Below are 20215 nucleotides of genomic sequence, written 5' to 3'. Positions count from 1 at the left end.
GTCACTCCTTTTTCTCAAACAGTTTGCGGAATACCGGATAGATATCTGACGCCTCTACGATCGTTTGCATCGCAAAGGTTTCGCCAAATTTTTCCCGTATCTGCTCATACTCTAACCACAGGTTTTGATGCGAACCGGTGGTGATTTCGACATAGGCGAAATATTGCACGAGCGGCAGAATACGTTGCTCAAGTACTTCACGACAGAGATGGGAATCCCCATCCCAGTTATCGCCATCCGATGCTTGAGCAACATAGATATTCCAATCACCCGGTGGGTAACGTTCTTGAATGATATCGGCGCTTAAGTTCAGGGCGCTGGAAACGATGGTGCCACCGGTTTCACGGGAATAGAAAAACTCATCCTCGTCGACCTCTTTCGCGTGAGTATGATGACGGACGAACACCACTTCTATTTTTTTATAGCTACGGGTGAGAAATAGATACAGCAAGATAAAGAACCGTTTAGCGGTATCTTTAATGGTTTGCGTCATCGAACCGGAGACATCCATAACGCAGAACATGACGGCTTTTGAGCTCGGAACGGGGGTACGGATAAGGTTGTTATATTTTAAATCAAACTCATCGATGAAAGGCATTCGTTTGATGCGCAGGTTAAGCGTTTTTATCTCTTCATTGAGGGCGGCGATTTGTAACACCGCTTCTTGATTGGGTAACAGGCCTTCTAAGGTTTTGATTTCAGTTTTGAGCTCGCGAATTCTTCGGCGCTCTTTACCCGATAACGCGATACGACGAGCATTAGCGGCTCGCAAAGAGCGAACCACGTTGAGCTTGTCGGGTGAACCAACACTGGTGAAGCCTGCGCGACGCACCTCAAAGCTGGTGGCATCACGCAGTTGTTTCTTGATCATATTCGGCAGTTCGAGATCCTCAAACATAAAGTCGAGAAACTCTTCTTGATTGATTTGGAAGGTGAACTCATCTTCCCCTTCGCCTTGATTGCTCGCCTGCCCCTGCCCAGAGCCTCCACCGCCCCCACCTTCGGGGCGTTTAATCTCATCTCCGGCGACAAACTCTTGGTTACCGGGGAAAACCCGCTGACGAATGCCGCCATCGCCATGATGAAAGGCCGGTTCGGAAATATCCTTGTTAGGAATACTAACCTCTCCCCCCCGATCAATATCACGGATGCTACGGGTGTTTACCGCGTCCTCAACTGCCCGCTTGATATGTTTCTTATAGCGGCGAAGAAAGCGCTGTCGGTTGACGGTGCTTTTTTTCTTTGCGTTTAGGCGGCGGTCGATGATATAGCTCATACAGCGCTCTCCTGATCAGATCCGACATAGGTAAACCCCTTATTGGGATTTACGCACCCTGATGTACCATTCTGATAACAGTCGGACCTGTTTCTCGGTATAACCGCGTTCGGTCATGCGTTTAACAAACTCACTGTGTTTGTTTTGATCCTCAGTGGAGGCTTTTGGATTAAAGGAGATAACGGGTAGAAGATCCTCTGTATTTGAGAACATTTTCTTCTCAATCACGGTACGCATTTTCTCATAGCTATTCCATGCGGGGTTTTTACCATCATTTTCGGCGCGAGCACGTAAAACAAAGTTAACAATTTCGTGCCTGAAATCTTTCGGGTTACTGATCCCGGCGGGTTTTTCAATTTTCTCAAGCTCTTCACTGATGGACTGACGATTGAGGATATCGCCGGTATCGGGGTCGCGGTATTCTTGATCTTGAATCCAGAAGTCAGCGTAGGTGACATAACGATCAAAAATATTTTGCCCATATTCAGAATAAGATTCTAAATAAGCGGTTTGAATCTCTTTACCGAGATATTCGATATATTTAGGTGAAATATACTCTTTCAGATAGCCAATCAGCCGGTCATGAGTCTCCTGAGGAAACTGCTGTTGTTCGATCTGTTGTTCCAATACATACATGAGATGTACAGGGTTAGCTGCGATTTCGGATGAATCGAAGTTGAATACTTTGGATAGAATCTTAAACGCAAAGCGGGTGGAGATACCCTCCATTCCTTCATCAACACCGGCATTATCTCTATATTCCTGCATTGATTTAGCTTTAGGATCGGTATCCTTTAGGTTTTCGCCATCGTAGATACGCATCTTTGAGAAAACGTTAGAGTTTTCGGGCTCTTTGAGTCGCGATAGCACGGTAAACTGTGCCAGCATATTCAAGGTATCAGGTGCGCAAGGAGATTGAGCCAATGAGCTGTTTTCCAGCAGCTTTTGGTAGATTTTCACTTCCTCCGAGACGCGCATACAGTAAGGCACCTTAACGATATAGACGCGATCGATAAAGGCTTCATTGGTCTTGTTGTTTCTGAAGGTTTGCCACTCGGATTCGTTAGAGTGAGCCATGATGATGCCATCAAAGGGGATAGCAGCCATACCTTCGGTGCTATTGTAGTTACCCTCTTGCGTTGCGGTGAGCAGTGGATGCAGCACCTTGATGGGAGCCTTGAACATCTCAACAAATTCCATCATGCCCTGATTGGCATGACATAAGGCACCAGAAAAACTGTAAGCATCAGGATCGTGTTGGGGAAATTCTTCGAGCATACGAATGTCGACTTTACCCACAAGGCTGGAGATATCCTGATTGTTTTCATCGCCGGGCTCTGTTTTGGCCACGGCAATTTGATTGAGAATCGATGGGTAGAGTTTGACCACTCTGAATTGAGAGATATCCCCGCCAAACTCATGTAGACGTTTGACTGCCCAAGGTGACATTAAGCCTTTAATATATCGCAGTGGAATGTTGTATTCCTCTTCGAGAATGGCGGCATCCTCCTGCGGATTAAACAAGCCTAAGGGCGATTCATGAATAGGGGAGCCCTTGATGGCATAGAAAGGGATATGCTCCATTAATGCTTTTAAACGTTCGGCGAGAGAGGATTTACCGCCACCTACCGGCCCCAGTAGATAGAGAATCTGTTTACGTTCTTCCAATCCCTGAGCAGCATGTTTGAAGTAATCAACGATTTGCTCGATCGCATTTTCCATGCCGTAGAACTCATAAAAAGCCGGATAACGACGGATCATTTTATTGGAAAAAATTCTGCTGAGTTGAGGATCGCGAGAGGTATCGATTAATTCGGGTTCACCAATGGCAGCCAATAAACGCTCAGAGGCGCTCGCATAGGCCATGGGATCATTTTTACAAATTTCGAGGTACTCCTGCAGGGAATATTCCTCTTCCTGCTTGGAGTCATAACGTGCTTTATATCTTTCAAAAATACTCATATGCCACCTTCCTACTATAGTCTGACCCGCTTAGGCTAACCCCGGACACCGCCCAAAATTGATTCAGGGCTTAGATCATCTACTCACTCTAATTCCTTATTTAAGTCTAGTTCATGGATAACTAGTCGGTAGATAATCTGGAATTTTTTTTATCCTCTTTTTGGTGAATTAATTTTAATTAACTAATTGATTCTTTAGCTAAATCGTTTATTATCGCGCGCATGAACCGAGCCGCTTCCCCGCCGGTGGCGGCCCGATGATCAAAGGTGAGAGATAACGGCATAATCCGATGTATCACCACCTTATTTGCTACGGGAACGACCTGATCTCGGATCACTCCAGCACCTAAAATCGCCACGCTAGGTGGCATCACAATAGGGTTGGCATAGCGTCCTGCAATCGTACCGAAATTACTCAGGGTAATGCTTGCGCCCTGAAGTTCACTCGGCGGTATCGTGCGGTTGATAACATCCTCCCTGAGCAGGTTGAGCCCTTTACGTATATCCTGCAAACTCCGATTGCCAATATCTCTAAGCACCGGCACAAACAGTCCCTGCTCAGTGTCGACAGCCACACCGAGGTTAATTTGATCCAGCATTCTTCGTGCCAATTGCTGGCCATCGAACCAGGTATTCAGCGCGGGTTCGGCTTTGCAGCCCGCGGCGATGGCGCTGATGAGGCGCATGGTAATATCTTCGTCGGGGCCCCAGAGATGGATATCTACGTCTTCATTTAGAGTAACAGGCACGACGCTTGCGTGAGCGAGTGCCATATTTCGGGCCATCTGTTTGCGAACGCCCCGTAATGGTTCAGCTTTACCATGAGTGCGATCGGCTTTAGCCAATCGCTCAATATCATCAACGGTTAACTGACCAGCTTGACCGCTGCCTTGGATATCACTGGTTTCAACATTCAGACGTTGAGCTAACGAACGCACCGCTGAGGTCATGTTTTGCTGATAGGCTTGCGTGCTAGGTGCTGCACCGATGAAAAAGTGATCCGAAGTGGTGCAATCTGATGCTTGTTTTAGCTCACCGACAACGGTGCCGCTGTCATCATCTTCCCCGCCAAACTCTAACAGCGGCTCACCGGTGTGAATGGTATCGCCAGCTTGACCAAATAAGTGTGCAATGACGCCATCTTGTGGTGAGGGCAGCTCGATAATCGCTTTTGCGGTTTCAACGGTAGCTAAAATCTGATCCGTTGCAACCTGATCACCTTCTTTGATTTTCCATTCAACGATTTCAGCCTCGGGAAGTCCTTCCCCAAGATCGGGTAGCTTGAAGTATTTCATGAGAACTCCAGTGTGCTGTTAACCGCTTCGAGAATATCAGCAGTATTGGGTAGATAGTGGTTTTCCATGCGATAGTAAGGCATCACGGTGTCATAGCCGGTGACACGCTGGATCGGGGCGCGAAGGTTGAGTAAACCACGTTCGGCTAATGTGGCCGATATTTCTGCACCCACGGCGCAACTTTTCGGGGCTTCATGAATAATGACGCAGCGACCGGTTTTCGCCACAGAGGCGAGCATTGTTTCATGATCAATCGGGTTAAGCGTCACCACATCGATAACTTCGCACTGTACTCCCTGTTCGGCTAATTGATCGGCTGCTTCGAGGGTTTCTTTGATCATCGCTCCCCAGCTAATCAGCGTAATATCGCTTCCTTCTCGGAGGGTGTAACAGCTATCGAGAGGCAAGGCCTTACCGGTATCTTCAACCGTTTGAGCATTCAGCCGGTAGATGCGTTTAGGTTCCATAAACACGACAGGATCTGGATTACGAATAGCGGCTAATAACAGACCGTAGGCGCGGGCCGGCGAGGAGGGGATAACCACTCGGAGTCCAGGAATATGGGCAAACAATGCTTCGGTACTCTCAGAGTGATGTTCAGGGGCATGGATGCCGCCGCCAAAGGGGACTCGCAATACCATTGGACAGTGTAATCGACCTCGGGTGCGATGACGTAAACGCGCGGCGTGACAGATAAGGTGTTCCATGGTGGGAAAGATAAATCCCATGAACTGAATTTCGGCAACGGGTTTCAACCCTTGCGCAGCCATCCCGACAGAGAGCCCCGCGATCATGGTTTCTGCCAGTGGTGTGTCGAGTACCCGTTTAAGGCCAAACTCATCTTTTAGGTCGACGGTCGCACGGAATACGCCGCCGTTAACGCCGACATCTTCGCCCAATATAATAACCGAATCGTCTTGACGCATCTCAGATTTTAAGGCGAGGTTGATCGCTTCGACCATCGTCACAGTATTACTCATGATGATTTCCTCCCGGTTGTGCGTTGCGTATCAGGCGTTCGCGTTGCGGCTTTAAGGCGTCGGGCAGTTCTGCATAGAGAAAATCGATCAGCTGTTCAACCGGCTGATCTGACTGTTGCAGATACTGATCTATCCCTTGTTGGATCATCTGACGTGTTTCAGTTTGCCACGCGGATTCCTGTTCTTCATCCCACCATCCTTGCTGATGTAAAAAGGTTTGCAGTCGTTTGATGGGCTCCCGTTCCCATGCGGATTTTAATTCATCATGGCGACGATAACGGGTGGCATCATCGGCGGTGGTATGATCAGACAATCGATAGCTGATGGCTTCGATCAAGGTTGGCCCTTTGCCCTCTCGAGCATGCTGCAGTGCACGGCTGATCGATTGATGTAAGGCAATCACATCATTGCCGTCGACCTGCTCACCACGGATACCCGCGCCGATTGCCTTTTGTGCTAGGGTAGGCGCGGCACATTGAAGTGCCCGAGGGACGGAGATCGCCCATTGATTATTATTGACCATAAATATGACGGGTAACTGCCAGACACCGGCGATATTCAGTGCTTCCAGAAAGTCACCTTTAGAGGTCGCGCCATCGCCGCATACGGTGACCACGGCACGTTTTTCGCCTCGGATTTTGATCGCCGTTGCCACGCCTGTGGCATGTAGAGCCTGAGTGGCGATCGGTACCGCATTAGGAAAGTCTTCGCCCATAGCTGGCGCGGCGTTCCCCCGCTCATCACCACCCCAGTAGCTGAGCATATCGGCGAGTGATAAGCCTCTGAGCATCTGTAGGGCATGGTTACGGTAGTAGGGGACTAACACATCGCTTGTCTGCATCAAGTCGCCGAGTACGATTTCAATGGCTTCCGCCCCCAGTAACGAGGCGTAAGTGCCCATTTGACCGGTACGTTGAAGGGCAATGATTTTGTTATCGAGCTGCCGTGCTAATACCATATTACGATAATAACGAACCAAAGTTTCTGGTGTCTCTGTCCAGCTGGGCAGCGCTTGTAAAGCTTGACCGTCGGCGGACAGAAAGCGGCTTAAATTGATATGAGCCTGATAGATGGTTTCCATCGTTGATCTCCTATGTTGCCTGTGACGCCGCTAGACGGGCTTGCTGGATAAGCGCTTCGGCTCTGATATCGGCAATCGTGCTGGTGGATTGTTGCTCGGCATCGGCATGCTGATAAAGTTCGCTCAATGAGGTGTGAATTTGAGCGACCTTTTGTCGGATAGCCGAGTTCGATTGACCGTTATGTTTTAACGCCACGAAAATCAGCCCACCGGCATTAATCAGATAATCTGGCGCGTAGAGAATGTTACGGCGATAAAGCAGATCGCCTTGTTGAGGATCGGCGAGTTGATTGTTGGCCGAACCCGCCACAATCGCACACTTTAATCGTCCAATGGTGTCTGATGAGAGTATCGCGCCAAGCCCACAGGGACAGAAAATATCGGCCTCGACATCGTAGATATCATGCGCAGCAACGGCACTGGCATTGAATTCGAGGACGGCCTGAGCGACTTTATCCGCATCAATATCGGTGATTGTGAGCCGCGCACCTGCGGCGTGAAGTTGTTTGGCCAGGGCATAACCGACGTGGCCTAGGCCCTGTAAAGCGATATGAATATTGGCCAGTGAGGCCGAGCCAAAACGGAACTGAGCGCTGGCGAGAATACCTTCAAACACACCTTGTGCGGTGGCGGGTGATGGATCTCCCATCGCCTGAGTGCAAGTGACATAGGCTGTGCTGTTGGCGATATCATCCATATCACTGACCTGAGTGCCGCTATCCATCGCGGTGATGTATCGCCCCCCTAAACTATCGATAAAACGACCAAAGCTGTGCATAAGTTGAGTGCGACTGCTCAGTTTAACGGGTTTTATAATCACCGATTTACCGCCGCCGTAGGGTAGGCCTGCGAGGGCCGCTTTATAACTCATGCCTTTGGCGAGCCGGATAGCATCGGTAATGGCTGCCGATGTATCGGGATAGGAGATAAAACGACAACCGCCGATGGCGGGGCCACGAAACGTATCATGGATGGCGATAATCGCCTGCAATCCGGTGGTGGAATCTTGCCAGAAATGGAGATCCTGTAAACCGGTGCTTTCCATCTGTTTAAACATGACGGGATCCTCCGTACGCGTTTCAAACGTTGGAACGAGCTAATGTATCGGTGTGAGAGGTGCTTTTAGCTACCAGCTCAACCATTTATGAGCGTCAACTGTCGATCAATGGGGTGACATGTTGGGTTCATTTTTTCTGTTCATGCTTTTTGGATAGCACAGTCTGAAGTAAAGTTCAGCTTGCCCAATAGGAGAGGAAAACGTTTATCACCATCGACGAACAGGGTTTGAAAATTTGTTGCAGTGCATTAACATCAGTAATGATGTAGGTTTAGAGAGAGTATGGCTCTCCTTGGTAGGCATTATTCATCGGTTAAAAAAAAATCGAAAAAATAGTACTTGAATAAAACTAAAACCTTGCTAGTAATAGACGCAAAGCAAGCGGTATGTCTAGCGTCGAGTAAAACAAATAAAGGGTTATGACGGTTCGTTAGCCGGTATAAAAGGTTATTTGAAAGCACGTGCGATGTAATATAATGGTTTATTTTTGAGCGATATCAGCTGCAAAACCTTGTTGTATCGGTATAATTCGATTAATTTCATACATTTTCAGTGTTAAGGATTACCTATCAGCGTTATGAAAAGCCTGCCTGTTATATATTTGCTTAAGCCGCTTAGAAAAGCCGTACTGGTGTCTCTTTGTGGTTTGTTGCCGTTGAGTGTGCAGGCCGATACTGAGAATTTCAGTCTCGATCAAGAGAGCCTGTTGTTGGCTAGTTTAGGCGATTTGCAGCAGAATCAGATGACTGGCGCGATGGATAAGTTACGTGCTTTGATAAAAGAACAGCCGGATTTTAGGCTGGCGCAACTGATTTATGCGGATCTGATGGCGGCTCAGGGAGGCGCCCTCAGTACCGTCGGTAATAATGGCCGTAGCGATAAAAAAACCTTGCAGGGGCTGATTTCAGAAGCACGTGCGCGCATGAGTGTCGATCGTTATAAGCCTCAGCCGGACACGATCCCAGGCAGTCTTTTGCAGATGTCGCCCAAGCAAAAACATGTCATCGTTATCGATACCAATTTGTCGCGTTTATACCTGTTTGAAAATCATAACGGCTTACCCAAGTTGATTAAAGACTACTACGTTTCGTATGGTCGGGGTGGTGTTGATAAGCGTAAGCGTGGTGATCTTAAGACTCCTTTAGGCGTTTATTTTACTACCGGACGATTAACCGATGAGCAGTTACCACCGCGCTATGGTTCGGGGGCGTTACCGATTAATTATCCGAATGCTTGGGATCAACGTCTTGGTAATACTGGTAGTGGCATTTGGGTGCATGGTTCACCGAAAGATACCTTTAGTCGCCCACCACAGGCCAGTGAGGGTTGTCTCTCGTTGAGTAACAATCACTTTACTGAGCTGGATAACATTGTCGATTTTGCTGCAACACCGGTCTTGATTGGTACTCATTTTGAGTGGCTGGATGCGCAGCGCTGGCAGCAAAAAAAGCAAGCGTTTGCTGCCGTTGTGGATAACTGGCGTGCCGCTTGGGAAAGTCGAAATTCCGATACTTATCTGGGCTATTATTCAACAAGCTTCAATAACGGTAAAATGGGCTATAACCGTTTTTCCGAGCACAAGCGACGAGTGAATGAGAGCAAAACGTTTATTGAGGTCGATATTGAAAACCTGAGTATTTATCAACACCCTGATAATGCAGAGCTGTTTGTGGCAACGTTTACGCAAAATTATAAAAGCGATAACTACAGTGGCAGCAGCTTAAAGCGGCAGTATTGGGTGAATGAAGAGGGGCAGTGGCGGATCGCTTATGAAGGTGATCCGCAGAAGGGCAAGCCCTAGGCCTAAATCGCGTGATAATCACTCAATAAAAAAAACCGCCATCGGCGGTTTTTTTGCGTTTATGACGCTGTTATAGCGTTGTTTCTGTCTGAATTTTCCATGCCCCGTTTTGCTGTGTCAGGGTCAAGGTTTTATACACGTCATCTTGATAAGTGTTGGATTGATACCGCTGCCGGAATACGGCACGAATTTTATCCTCACCCGCCTCTGCCAGCGAGACATCAGTAATCACGACTTTAATGAAGGATGGCTTGCTGAGGCGTTGTTGACGGCCCCATACCCATTGTCTATGAGTAATATTCGTTGCATCGGGTGTATAGCTATCGGTATAGAAGTTCAGATAGGCTGACACATCCTGAGCAGACCAACTGCTTGCCCAGTTGCTAATGATCTGTTGAATTTCAGCACGAACCGGTTCGCTTAAACCAGCCACAACGTTGCTGTGTGACTCAGGCTTAACCTCACGGTTAGGTGTGATAGGTTGTTTAGCTGATACAATTGCCGGTTCGGTGGTGATCGTTGCAGGCACGGTGCCTTGCGACTTATCTCGCTCTTCGATGATCAACTCGCTCGGGGTTGTGACCGTCACGCTCGGTTGGCTGGTCACTGATGTTGTTGCCACCGCGACGGTTTGTGGGGCTGCTTGAGGCGTTGATTGAGGCGCTGCCGCCACTAGCGTTTGAGCAGAGAGCGGCTGATATACCTGATCCAAGATGCCGAGATCCGCTCGTGCCGGTTGTTTATTATCTAAATCGAGCGCTCGATTGTAGGCTTGTGTGGCGAGGGCTGAATAAACCGCTTTGAGGTTGGTCTGAACCTGGGCGTAACTCGGGTGAGTTTCAAAGGCCTCTAATAGCACTTCAACGGCTTGATCATTATCGCCTTGTCGTGCGTAAACGACCGCGAGATTATTGTAGGGTTCGGGGGCATCGGGATACAGATGGCTAAGCTTACTGAAGATATCGGCTGCTTCTTTTAGCTTGTTCTGATTGATCAGTGAAATGCCGTAGAGTAACCAACCGTTGGGGTCTTTTGGATTAGAGACTAGATAGTCATTGACCTGATCAAAGGCGCCTTTTAGATCACCTTTATCTTGTAGTGTTTTAGCGTGTTTTAGCTCGCTGGCCAACAGTTCGGCATTGAACTCTATTTTTTGGCGGAGCTTATCCGATTCGGGTAAATTCTTTTTGATGGGAGAAGCATTCTGAACTTTTTCCTCATCGGCCATCCAACGATTAAGCTCTTTTAGTTTGGCTTCTATATCCAGCTGACTTGCTTGGAAGGTCTGTGATTTCTGACAGTCGTAACCGTTTTTAGCACCGGCACTCTGACAGAAGCTGTCCTTTTGATCTGCAGCGCTAACAGAAACAGAGCCTGTTAATAGGCCGATGGCCAAGGCGAGGGTAAGCTTTTGGGTGGTAGCGGAACGTATTGTTTTAATACCGTTCTTTGTCATTGGGCAGATCCATTGTGGCATAATCAGGTACTATCATTTTATATAGCGTCTGATTATAACTGGAAAAAAGTTATGAGAAAGCCCTCATTGGTAAAATTGGTGATATAAAAAAACAGCCACTGAACGTGACTGTTTTAGCATGATTTGAGAATCGCTTAGTGTTGTTCTCGAGCAATGGCTCGGTAAGCAATATCATCGCGGTAATACACACCCTTCCAATCGATCTGTTTGACCAACTGATAAGCACGTTGCTGTGCTTCGGTGACGCTATTGCCAAGTGCCGTTGCACAGAGTACTCGGCCACCACTGGTAACCACTTGACCGTCTTTAACAGCCGTGCCCGCGTGGAATACCTTCGTGTCATCTGCGGTGCTTTGCGGCAGGCTAATCACATCGCCTTTAGTATAATCACCGGGATAGCCGCCAGCGGCTAACACAACACCGACAGCGCAGCGCGTATCCCAATCGGCGCTAGTTTGATCCAGTTTACCATCGAGTGCCGCATCACATAGTTCGACGATACTGGATTTCAGGCGCAGCATAATCGGTTGAGTTTCAGGATCACCGAAGCGGCAGTTGTATTCAATGACTTTCGGCGTACCGTCCGCCATGATCATCAGTCCAGCGTAGAGGAAGCCTACATAGGTGTTACCCTCGTCAGCCATCCCTTTAACTGTCGGCAGAATGACCTCATCCATAATGCGTTGATCGATCTCGGGGGTTACCACGGGGGCAGGAGAATAGGCACCCATACCGCCAGTGTTTAGACCGGTATCACCGTTACCCGCGCGTTTATGATCTTGGCTGGTGGCCATTGGCAGTACATGAGTGCCATCAACCATGACGATAAAGCTGGCTTCTTCGCCGTCAAGAAACTCTTCGATCACCACACGATGACCCGCTTCACCGAAAGCGTTACCCGCCAGCATATCCTGCACCGCGTCTTCTGCTTCTTGCAGTGTCATGGCTACAATCACGCCTTTACCGGCGGCCAGACCATCGGCTTTGACGACAATCGGTGCGCCTTTTTCACGCAGATAAGCTAAGGCAGGCTCAATCTCGGTGAAGTTCTGATAATCGGCAGTCGGGATCTGTTGGCGTTCGAGGAAGTCTTTGGTGAAGGCTTTCGAGCCTTCCAGTTGTGCCGCACCTTGGGATGGGCCAAAACAACGGAGACCTTCGCTGCTGAAACGATCGACAATGCCTTCAACCAGCGGGGCTTCTGGGCCGACGATGGTTAACGCCACTTGATTCGCTTTAGCGAAAGCAACCAAGGCATCTTGATCCATCACATCGATGGCGACGTTTTCCAGTTTTGGCTCAATTGTCGTCCCAGCGTTTCCTGGTGCAACGAATACTTTGCTTACCTTGCTATCTTTGGCTGCGTGCCATGCTAAAGCGTGTTCACGACCGCCAGAGCCAATCACTAATATGTTCATATCTCTACCCTTATTCTAATATCGTCCGATAACAAAAGAGCCAGATAAACTGGCTCTTGCTGTTGTCGTTGTGCTTAGTGGCGGAAATGCCGCATACCGGTAAAGACCATGGCCATACCGTGCTCGTTAGCCGCATCAATGACTTCCTGATCGCGCATAGAACCGCCTGGCTGAATCACGGCTTTAATACCGGCTGCAGCAGCAGAATCGATACCGTCGCGGAACGGGAAGAATGCATCGGAGGCCATTACAGAGCCTTTAACTTCCAGTCCTTCATCCGCCGCTTTGATGCCGGCGATTTTAGCACTGTAGACACGGCTCATCTGACCCGCGCCGATACCGATGGTTTGACCTTCTTTGGCATAGACAATGGCATTCGATTTAACATACTTAGCCACTTCCCAGCAGAACAATAGATCACGAATTTCTTGTTCGGTTGGTTGCAGTGTGGTGACGACTTTCAGTTCACTGACATCGACCATACCGAGGTCTTGATCCTGAACCAATAAACCACCATTGACGCGTTTGTAATCAAAGCGTTTGCTGCGTTCAGTTGACCATTCGCCACAAGCGAGTAAGCGAACATTAGGCTTAGCGGCAACGATATCGGAGGCAGCCTGAGTAACCGAAGGTGCAATAATGACTTCAACAAACTGACGATCAACGATCGCTTTAGCCGTTTCTGCATCCAGTTCACGGTTGAAGGCAATGATGCCACCGAAGGCTGAGGTTGGATCAGTTTGGAAGGCTTTGTTATACGCTTCAAGAAGATTGTCGCCAATGGCTACGCCACAAGGGTTAGCGTGTTTAACGATAACGCAGGCAGGCTCTTTGAAGGGTTTAACGCATTCTAGCGCGGCATCAGTATCGGCAACATTGTTGAATGATAGCGCTTTACCCTGTAATTGACGGGCGGTGGATACGCTCGCTTCACTCGGATTAGATTCGACATAAAATGCCGCTTTCTGATGTGGGTTTTCGCCGTAACGCATCTCCTGCGCTTTAACAAACTGAGTGTTAAAGGTGCGCGGGAAGTCAGCGGGTTCATCCACGCTACCATCGGTAATCGCGCCGAGGTAGTTAGCAATCATGCCATCGTAAGCCGCAGTATGTTCAAATGCCTGAACCGCTAGATCGAAACGAGTTGGGTGAGTCAGACCCTGGTTGCCATCCAGTTCAGCAATGATGCGGTCATAATTAGTTGCAGAAACAACGATAGCCACATCTTTATGGTTTTTAGCCGCAGAGCGAACCATGGTCGGTCCACCGATATCGATGTTTTCGATAGCCAGTGGCAGATCGCAGTCGGGACGCGCGATGGTTTGTTCGAATGGATAGAGGTTGACGACTACCATATCAATCGGGGTAATGCCGTGCTCATTCATAATGGCATCATCGATGCCTCGACGACCCAAGATACCACCGTGTACTTTGGGGTGGAGGGTCTTAACGCGTCCATCCATCATTTCCGGGAAACCGGTATAGTCAGATACTTCTATAGCCGGAATATCGTTTTCTTTCAGTAGCTTGTATGTGCCGCCAGTGGAAAGGATCTCAACACCGCGCTGGCTAAGTGCCTGGGCGAATTCAACGATACCTGATTTATCAGACACGCTGATCAGTGCGCGACGTACCGGAGTGATTTTCTGCTCTGCCATGGTTTTGTCTTCTGAGTTAAGGTTAAGAAATAGGTGTTTACAGCAGGCCGTACTGCTTTAGTTTTTTCCGCAGGGTACCTCGGTTCAAACCCAACAGCTCAGAGGCTTTGGTTTGATTATCCCGCGTGTAGGTCATCACGGCTTCAAACAAAGGGGCTTCGATCTCAGCCAGTACCATTTGATATACGTCGGTAACAGGCTGCCCATCCAATTGGCGAAAGTAGTTATGCATAGATACTTGTACGCTATCTCGCAAAGTGCGTTCCTGCACATCGATGTTTTCTATATGTGTTACTTGAGTATTCAATGTTTTGTTATCCACTTGCATCAACCTAAAAAATTGAACCGTTACTTAGGCAGCAGCGTTAGCTTTACCCGGTACGATAAAAAATGACCGGATCGCATCTTGCTGAAGTTCGGTTTCTTCTATCTGATTAAACTCTTTTCTGAATAGCGCTGAGTTTTGTAATAGCTCTGTGCCCTGATTGTTTTTGAGGTACCAGCCAACATGTTTGCGGGCAATGCGTACCCCGGCAAAATCACCATAAAAATGATACAAGGCAGACAGATGTTCCAAGAGCGTGTCTCTGACTTCAATAGCGGTCGGGGAGGGTAGCACTTTGCCCGTCTTAAGGTAATGACTTATCTCACGGAAAATCCATGGATTCCCCTGAGCAGGCCGGCCTAACATCACGGCATCCGCGCCGGTGTATTCGAGTACTTGACGGGCTTTTTCTGGGCTATGAATATCGCCATTGGCAAACAACGGGATATCGATGGCTTGACGAATACGGGCGATGGTGTCGTATTCCGCCTCACCTTTATAGCCACAAGCGCGTGTCCGACCATGGACGGCGAGCGCCTGAATTCCCGCGTCTTCAGCAATCCGTGCGATCGATTCTCCGTTACGGCTGTGACAATCCCAGCCGGTACGAATCTTGAGAGTGACCGGCACATCAACCGCCGCGACGGTTGCTTGAAGAATATCCTTGACCAGTGCTTCATCTTTCAATAAGGCGGATCCCGCTGCCTTATTGCAGACTTTTTTCGCCGGGCAACCCATATTGATATCAATGATATGGGCGCCATTGGCAGCATTGACGCTAGCTGCCTCAGCCATCATCTCCGGATCGCCACCGGCAATCTGAACGACGTTCAGGCTGTTATCCGGATCTTTCTGCAGTCGATAGCTGGATTTGCGACTATGCCACAGACGCGTATCTGAGGTTACCATTTCGGAGACCACCATGCCGGCGCCCAATCGTTTACACAATCGGCGGAATGGCAGGTCAGTTACACCCGCCATTGGTGCCAAGATGACTTGACTGTCAATGGTGTGCTGTCCGATTTGAAACATGACCGACCCCGAATTTAGAGAAATAGCTGCCCGTGGCTATCAAAATGACAACCTCGGTACCGCTGTTTGGAAGGCGGACAATGATACTCTTTCAGATGAAGAGGGCCAAGGGGTTTTTGATGGTTTTTTGATCATATTGTTGTTGCAAAATGTGTTACAAAATGATCAGAAAGGATTATTAAAATAGCCTGAAGCGCTTATCTATAGGCGTAAAACACGGCTTTGGCTAGGGTCGTGTCGCGTTATGCGGAAGCGGTTCTTGTAACGTAACTTCATAGCTAAGCGCTCTACGACCAGGATCGAGGATTTCGAATTCAATCTGTACCGGATGCCTTGGAGTCATATTGACGGGCATCATGTGCGTCGCTTGAGAGGTATTAAGGTAGTCGTTGGGTTGGAAAGCGCGTTGACTGATGAGGTGTCCGAGACGATCGGAGAATGATAGACGAATCGCGGGAAAAGGTTGTGATGTATGCGCTTGGTTTTCCAGTAATAGGTTAACGATAAGCGCGCCTTGATACTCAGGGTGGGGGCGAACTACAAATTTAAGCGTGTGAATTTGGTCAAGCATAATCGCTGTATCAAGCTGACAGGGAAGCTGTTGACAGGCCGTTTGGTAAATTGAAGATAGTGCCGGGTGGGCGCTGAGTTGCTGACGATTAAACCATAAATATTGGCCCGCTAATAATAGCGCGGCTATCAGCGAGAGTACTGTCCAGCCTCGCCAGGCAGACGACTTATTTAGCTGATGATTAATAAAGATAGGTTCGGCGCGAAAGCCATTAAAGGCTGCAGCTGTTGCTGCTGGCGTTACTGGTGTTGCAGGCACAGGCTGTGCGAGAGTCTTTGTCGCGACAGTGTCTGCGGTGGCTTTTTTTACCGTGAGGGGCTCATCTACGTTCATGGGAAGGCGAATAGTGACGCTGGAATTCAGCGGTGTCTCAAGGGCATCATCTGCATCAGGGGCCGATTGAGTGGCTGGCGAGCTAGAGGCTGATGAGGTGAAGGTCGAGGTTGCGAACGGTTCAAGCTGCGGACCGATCAGTGCGTGGTGATGCAGCGCCTCAGCCGCAATATGATCGTCGTTCATCGCTGCATTATCAGGCCGATGGATAGGCAGCTCGGCGGTATCCATGGCCTGACTCACATCATCATCGGCAGGATCTAATAGGCTGGCTTGTATCAGCTCTTCTAGAGGGTCACTGAGGTGATCGCAGCGATAGACTTCGGCATTGAATACTTCTAGGCATTCGCCACAACGCACCTTACCATGGGCAATTTTTAACTGCCCTGGGGTCACCTTAAACCGTGTGGCACAGGTGGGACACTCGGTAATCGTGTTGTGGCTCATGATAGCATCAGCTTATCGTTTAAGGCCGGTCATCCGAATCCAGCCTTCCTGTTCTGCGGCGGGGTCCAGTGCAAAATCCTGTCCGTAGGCTGCTCGTAATTCCTCCTCTTGATCCGCCAGTAAGCCGGATAAAATCAATTGTCCGCCAGGTTTACACAGGCTGCTTAGGGTAGGTGCCAGCTGTACCAATGGTCCAGCAAGGATATTGGCAACCACGAGGTCGGCTTGTACTTGCGGTGTTTTCTCAGGGAAATATACCTGTAGACGCTCTTTAGGTAAGTGATTGCGTTGCAGGTTATCCACGCTGGCGTCCAGTGCTTGCGGATCGATATCCACGGCAGTCACATGATCTGCACCCAGTAGTAAAGCGGCAATACCTAAAATGCCTGAGCCACAGCCGTAATCGATAACCTGCTGATTCTCTAGCGATAACGAATCGAGAAACTCTAAACACAGTGCGGTGGTTGGGTGAGTACCGGTACCAAAGGCTAATCCGGGATCAAGCATTAGATTAATCGCGTCGGGCTCGGGGACGGGCTTCCAGCTTGGGCAGACCCAGAGGCGCTGACCAAATTTCATGGGATGATAATTTTCCATCCACTCTCTTTCCCAGTCCTTATCCTCGACAATCTCGGTTTTCATCGGTGGGAAGGGGGTGTTGGGGAAAAGTTGCTTGTGTGACGTGTGTAAGAAAGCTTGTGTTGCGTCTAAGTCATGATCGGCGGAAAACAAGCCAGTTAATACGGTGTTTCTCCATAACGGAGTGGTTCCCAGTTCTGGCTCAAAGATAGGGGTATCTTCTTTGTCCTGCAGGGTGACGGCGGCACAGCCAGCGGCGAGCAGCAGATCTTCATACTGTTCGGCGTTATCTGGCATTACATCCAGTTTTATCTGTAACCAGGGCATGATGTTTTCCTTATAACCAGCGATATCTGTTCTTTATAGCAAGAGGATCAAACGAAAAAAAGCCTCCGTTGGGAGGCTTTTTCGTTTGCGGGACGTTTAAATCAGTCCAGACCCAGTTTCTTTTCCAAATAATGGATATTCACTCCGCCCTCGGCGAAGTTACTATCACGCACAATGATTTGGTGAAGTGGGATATTACAACGAATCCCATCGACAACCATTTCATCCAGCGCGATTTCCATTCTGCGCAAGGCTGTTGCTCGATCTTCACCGTAGGTGATGAGCTTAGCAATCAGCGAATCATAGTGAGGTGGCACGCTGTAACCATTGTATAGATGAGAATCAACTCGAACGCCTATGCCGCCGGGAGCATGGAAATGATTCACGGTGCCAGGGCAAGGCATGAAGGTTTTTGGATCTTCAGCATTGATACGACACTCGATGGAGTGACCCAGCAATTTGACATCTTCCTGCTTGAACGACAACGGCATGCCAGAGGCAATACGCAGTTGTTCTTTAACGATATCGATACCGGTTACCATTTCAGATACGGGATGTTCAACCTGAACGCGGGTGTTCATTTCGATAAAGTAGAAACGACCATTTTCGTACAAGAACTCGAAGGTGCCAGCACCGCGATAGTTAATCTCTAGGCAGGCATCGACGCAGCTTTTGAGTACTTCTGCACGAGCGGTAGGATCAATATCAGGAGCCGGCGCTTCTTCAACGACCTTCTGATGGCGACGCTGCATCGAGCAATCACGATCATACAGGTGAATCGCATTACCCTGTCCGTCAGAGAGCACCTGAACCTCGACATGACGAGGATTTTCGAGGAACTTCTCCATATACACGGTTTCATCACCAAAAGCTGATTTTGCTTCTGATTTGGTCACGTAAACGGCGTTTAATAGGCTGGCTTCACTGTGAACCACGCGCATACCGCGGCCACCACCACCGGCGGCGGCCTTGATAATAACCGGATAGCCGATCTTGCGTGCGATTTCGATCACTTTGTCGCCGTCTTCTGGCAACTCACCATCGGAACCCGGTACGGTCGGTACGCCAGCTTTTTGCATCGCCTCAATCGCCGCAACTTTATCGCCCATAATGCGGATGGTTTCCGCTTTAGGGCCGATAAAGGCAAAACCGCTTTGTTCAACACGTTCCGCAAAATCGGCATTTTCTGCCAAGAAACCATAGCCGGGATGAATACCCATGGCATCGGTTACTTCGGCTGCCGCGATAATAGCGGGAATATTGAGGTAGCTCTGAGTCGATGGGGGTGGGCCAATACACACCGCTTCGTCTGCAAGGCGGACGTGCATTAGATCACGATCCGCCGTGGAGTGGATTGCAACCGTTTTGATGCCGAGTTCCTTGCAGGCCCGTAGGATACGCAGGGCGATCTCTCCACGGTTAGCAATAACAACTTTTTCTAACATGTTGTAAACCTGTCTGGTGAATAGCTTATACGATGATAACCAGGGGCTGATCAAATTCAACCGGCTGACCATCTTCGACCAAAATGGCTTCGACTACACCGGAACGGTCGGCTTCGATTTGGTTCATCATCTTCATCGCTTCGACGATGCAGATAGGGTCGCCCTCTTTAACCGTTTGACCTACTTCAACAAATGCTGCTGAGCTAGGTGATGGTGAACGGTAGAAAGTACCCACCATCGGTGAGAGAACCGCTTGACCGTTATGGGCCGGAGCGGCAGCAACAGGCGCGGCAGCGACAGGAGCAGCAACCGGCGCCGCGACAGGTGCCGGAGCGGCAGCAACGGGAGCAGGTGCCGCTAAAACGGTTGAGCCGCGACTGATGCGTACAGACTCTTCGCCTTCTTTAATCTCAATCTCGTTGATGTTGGATTCTTCCAACAGCTCAATTAATTTTTTTACTTTGCGAATATCCATACGAATGAAATTCTCTATAAATTCAGATGTTAAAGTTGTTCAATCCGGCTAATGGCGGACTGTAATGCAAATTCATAACCCTGGACACCCAAACCACAGATCACGCCCACGGCCACATCCGAAAGATAGGAATGATGGCGAAATGCTTCACGGGCATGCACATTGGAGATGTGGATCTCTATAAAAGGGATGGCCACGCCTAACAGTGCATCACGTAATGCGACACTGGTGTGAGTGAAAGCGGCTGGGTTAATCAATATAAAATCCACCTGTTCGACACGGGCCTGATGGATCCGTTCAATCAATATATGCTCGGCATTACTTTGCAGGCACGAAAGCTGGTGGCCGGCTTGCTGAGCAAGGGTGGTCAGGCGATGGTTAATATCCTGCAACGTTGCTGCACCATAAACATCGGGCTCGCGGGTGCCGAGCAAATTCAGGTTAGGGCCGTTAAGAAGCAGTATTTTAGCCATTAAAAAAGCCTATAATGACGTAGTATTACGTCCAATGGGTATAAAAGAGAGTAGTTTGCCGGAAAAGCTAAACAGTGTAAACAGCTTTGCTATTTATTGTGTTTTATCATCAGTTTTGGCGACGTTGTACTGGGTTTCACCTCATGATTTGATTTCGTTTCGACTTTTCGGTGTCGTAACTGATACGGTTAACAAGATTAATAG

18 protein-coding genes are annotated in these 20215 nt (G+C 48.9%); 2 read left to right on the top strand and 16 right to left on the bottom strand.

Going from position 1 to position 20215, the window contains the following annotated elements:
* Position 1 precedes the first annotated feature (1 nt).
* From Q4488_RS13655 to Q4488_RS13630, 6 genes are all read right to left on the bottom strand, one after another.
* Entirely contained in the window at positions 2-1276 is a 1275-nt protein-coding gene (locus Q4488_RS13655) for a YeaH/YhbH family protein (protein WP_303581034.1), read from the bottom strand.
* A gap of 39 nt (positions 1277-1315) precedes the next feature.
* Positions 1316-3238, bottom strand: a complete 1923-nt coding sequence (locus tag Q4488_RS13650; protein ID WP_303581033.1) for a PrkA family serine protein kinase — start codon at positions 3236-3238, stop codon at positions 1316-1318.
* A gap of 178 nt (positions 3239-3416) precedes the next feature.
* On the bottom strand, positions 3417-4532 hold the full coding sequence (locus Q4488_RS13645; protein ID WP_303581032.1) for a dihydrolipoamide acetyltransferase family protein: 1116 nt from the start codon (positions 4530-4532) through the stop codon (positions 3417-3419).
* The gene (locus Q4488_RS13640) at positions 4529-5512 is read right to left on the bottom strand and encodes an alpha-ketoacid dehydrogenase subunit beta (protein WP_303581031.1); all 984 of its coding nucleotides are present in this window, start codon (positions 5510-5512) and stop codon (positions 4529-4531) included. The genes Q4488_RS13645 and Q4488_RS13640 overlap by 4 nt, the downstream gene beginning before the upstream one ends.
* Positions 5505-6593, bottom strand: coding sequence for a pyruvate dehydrogenase (acetyl-transferring) E1 component subunit alpha (pdhA, locus tag Q4488_RS13635; protein WP_303581030.1), 1089 nt, complete (start codon positions 6591-6593; stop codon positions 5505-5507). Before pdhA ends, Q4488_RS13640 begins: the two co-directional genes overlap by 8 nt.
* 10 nt (positions 6594-6603) lie before the next feature.
* Positions 6604-7650, bottom strand: coding sequence for a Glu/Leu/Phe/Val dehydrogenase dimerization domain-containing protein (locus Q4488_RS13630; RefSeq protein ID WP_303581029.1), 1047 nt, complete (start codon positions 7648-7650; stop codon positions 6604-6606).
* A gap of 577 nt (positions 7651-8227) precedes the next feature.
* On the opposite strand from Q4488_RS13630, the gene Q4488_RS13625 reads away from it, so the two are divergent.
* Complete coding sequence (locus Q4488_RS13625; RefSeq protein ID WP_303581028.1) at positions 8228-9451, top strand: L,D-transpeptidase family protein; 1224 nt, start codon at positions 8228-8230, stop codon at positions 9449-9451.
* Between the two features lie 70 nt (positions 9452-9521).
* On the opposite strand, the gene Q4488_RS13620 is transcribed toward Q4488_RS13625, so the two are convergent.
* The 5 genes from Q4488_RS13620 to dusB form a co-directional block, all read right to left on the bottom strand.
* Positions 9522-10907 (bottom strand): tetratricopeptide repeat protein, encoded by a 1386-nt coding sequence (locus Q4488_RS13620; RefSeq protein WP_303581027.1) that lies wholly within the window; start codon positions 10905-10907, stop codon positions 9522-9524.
* Between the two features lie 155 nt (positions 10908-11062).
* Positions 11063-12346 carry a phosphoribosylamine--glycine ligase gene (purD, locus tag Q4488_RS13615; RefSeq protein ID WP_303581026.1) on the bottom strand — a complete coding sequence of 428 codons (1284 nt, stop codon included), beginning with the start codon at positions 12344-12346 and terminating at the stop codon, positions 11063-11065.
* 74 nt (positions 12347-12420) lie between these two features.
* Positions 12421-14004: a bifunctional phosphoribosylaminoimidazolecarboxamide formyltransferase/IMP cyclohydrolase gene (gene purH / locus Q4488_RS13610; RefSeq protein WP_303581025.1), complete on the bottom strand. Its 1584-nt coding sequence runs from the start codon at positions 14002-14004 to the stop codon at positions 12421-12423.
* A gap of 37 nt (positions 14005-14041) precedes the next feature.
* Complete coding sequence (gene fis, locus Q4488_RS13605) at positions 14042-14326, bottom strand: DNA-binding transcriptional regulator Fis (RefSeq protein WP_241235033.1); 285 nt, start codon at positions 14324-14326, stop codon at positions 14042-14044.
* Positions 14327-14356: 30 nt separating this feature from the next.
* The gene (gene dusB, locus Q4488_RS13600) at positions 14357-15361 is read right to left on the bottom strand and encodes a tRNA dihydrouridine synthase DusB (protein WP_303581024.1); all 1005 of its coding nucleotides are present in this window, start codon (positions 15359-15361) and stop codon (positions 14357-14359) included.
* On the opposite strand from dusB, the gene Q4488_RS13595 reads away from it, so the two are divergent.
* On the top strand, positions 15360-15548 hold the full coding sequence (locus Q4488_RS13595; protein WP_303581023.1) for a hypothetical protein: 189 nt from the start codon (positions 15360-15362) through the stop codon (positions 15546-15548). The genes dusB and Q4488_RS13595 overlap by 2 nt on opposite strands.
* Positions 15549-15587: 39 nt before the next feature.
* Here Q4488_RS13595 and Q4488_RS13590 read toward each other — a convergent pair whose 3' ends face one another.
* The 5 genes from Q4488_RS13590 to aroQ form a co-directional block, all read right to left on the bottom strand.
* A complete protein-coding gene (locus Q4488_RS13590; RefSeq protein WP_303581022.1) occupies positions 15588-16712 on the bottom strand; it encodes a zinc-ribbon and DUF3426 domain-containing protein in 1125 nt (374 codons plus the stop codon).
* 12 nt (positions 16713-16724) lie between these two features.
* Positions 16725-17618, bottom strand: a complete 894-nt coding sequence (gene prmA / locus Q4488_RS13585) for a 50S ribosomal protein L11 methyltransferase (RefSeq protein WP_303581021.1) — start codon at positions 17616-17618, stop codon at positions 16725-16727.
* 101 nt (positions 17619-17719) lie between these two features.
* Positions 17720-19063: an acetyl-CoA carboxylase biotin carboxylase subunit gene (gene accC, locus Q4488_RS13580; protein WP_303581020.1), complete on the bottom strand. Its 1344-nt coding sequence runs from the start codon at positions 19061-19063 to the stop codon at positions 17720-17722.
* Between the two features lie 25 nt (positions 19064-19088).
* Positions 19089-19538 (bottom strand): acetyl-CoA carboxylase biotin carboxyl carrier protein, encoded by a 450-nt coding sequence (gene accB / locus Q4488_RS13575; RefSeq protein ID WP_303581019.1) that lies wholly within the window; start codon positions 19536-19538, stop codon positions 19089-19091.
* A 29-nt stretch (positions 19539-19567) separates the two neighbouring features.
* On the bottom strand, positions 19568-20011 hold the full coding sequence (aroQ, locus tag Q4488_RS13570; protein ID WP_303581018.1) for a type II 3-dehydroquinate dehydratase: 444 nt from the start codon (positions 20009-20011) through the stop codon (positions 19568-19570).
* Positions 20012-20215: the final 204 nt, after the last annotated feature.

It is taken from the genome of Amphritea sp. 1_MG-2023 (assembly GCF_030547545.1).
Lineage (GTDB): Bacteria > Pseudomonadota > Gammaproteobacteria > Pseudomonadales > Balneatricaceae > Amphritea.
Note: the sequence above shows the minus strand (reverse complement) of the source record. Positions and strands in the feature narration are given on the sequence as shown.

Excerpts from the sequence above, each read along its gene's own strand:
- Q4488_RS13655 (WP_303581034.1), bottom strand. The coding sequence starts at position 1,276 with ATGAGCTATATCATCGACCGCCGCCTAAACGCAAAGAAAAAAAGCACC.
- Q4488_RS13650 (WP_303581033.1), bottom strand. The coding sequence starts at position 3,238 with ATGAGTATTTTTGAAAGATATAAAGCACGTTATGACTCCAAGCAGGAA.
- Q4488_RS13640 (WP_303581031.1), bottom strand. The coding sequence starts at position 5,512 with ATGAGTAATACTGTGACGATGGTCGAAGCGATCAACCTCGCCTTAAAA.
- prmA (WP_303581021.1), bottom strand. The coding sequence starts at position 17,618 with ATGCCCTGGTTACAGATAAAACTGGATGTAATGCCAGATAACGCCGAA.
- dusB (WP_303581024.1), bottom strand. The coding sequence starts at position 15,361 with ATGTTTCAAATCGGACAGCACACCATTGACAGTCAAGTCATCTTGGCA.
- accC (WP_303581020.1), bottom strand. The coding sequence starts at position 19,063 with ATGTTAGAAAAAGTTGTTATTGCTAACCGTGGAGAGATCGCCCTGCGT.
- Q4488_RS13620 (WP_303581027.1), bottom strand. The coding sequence starts at position 10,907 with ATGACAAAGAACGGTATTAAAACAATACGTTCCGCTACCACCCAAAAG.
- Q4488_RS13645 (WP_303581032.1), bottom strand. The coding sequence starts at position 4,532 with ATGAAATACTTCAAGCTACCCGATCTTGGGGAAGGACTTCCCGAGGCT.
- Q4488_RS13625 (WP_303581028.1), top strand. The coding sequence starts at position 8,228 with ATGAAAAGCCTGCCTGTTATATATTTGCTTAAGCCGCTTAGAAAAGCC.
- accB (WP_303581019.1), bottom strand. The coding sequence starts at position 19,538 with ATGGATATTCGCAAAGTAAAAAAATTAATTGAGCTGTTGGAAGAATCC.
- Q4488_RS13595 (WP_303581023.1), top strand. The coding sequence starts at position 15,360 with ATGACCGACCCCGAATTTAGAGAAATAGCTGCCCGTGGCTATCAAAAT.
- purD (WP_303581026.1), bottom strand. The coding sequence starts at position 12,346 with ATGAACATATTAGTGATTGGCTCTGGCGGTCGTGAACACGCTTTAGCA.
- Q4488_RS13630 (WP_303581029.1), bottom strand. The coding sequence starts at position 7,650 with ATGTTTAAACAGATGGAAAGCACCGGTTTACAGGATCTCCATTTCTGG.
- purH (WP_303581025.1), bottom strand. The coding sequence starts at position 14,004 with ATGGCAGAGCAGAAAATCACTCCGGTACGTCGCGCACTGATCAGCGTG.
- pdhA (WP_303581030.1), bottom strand. The coding sequence starts at position 6,593 with ATGGAAACCATCTATCAGGCTCATATCAATTTAAGCCGCTTTCTGTCC.
- Q4488_RS13590 (WP_303581022.1), bottom strand. The coding sequence starts at position 16,712 with ATGAGCCACAACACGATTACCGAGTGTCCCACCTGTGCCACACGGTTT.
- aroQ (WP_303581018.1), bottom strand. The coding sequence starts at position 20,011 with ATGGCTAAAATACTGCTTCTTAACGGCCCTAACCTGAATTTGCTCGGC.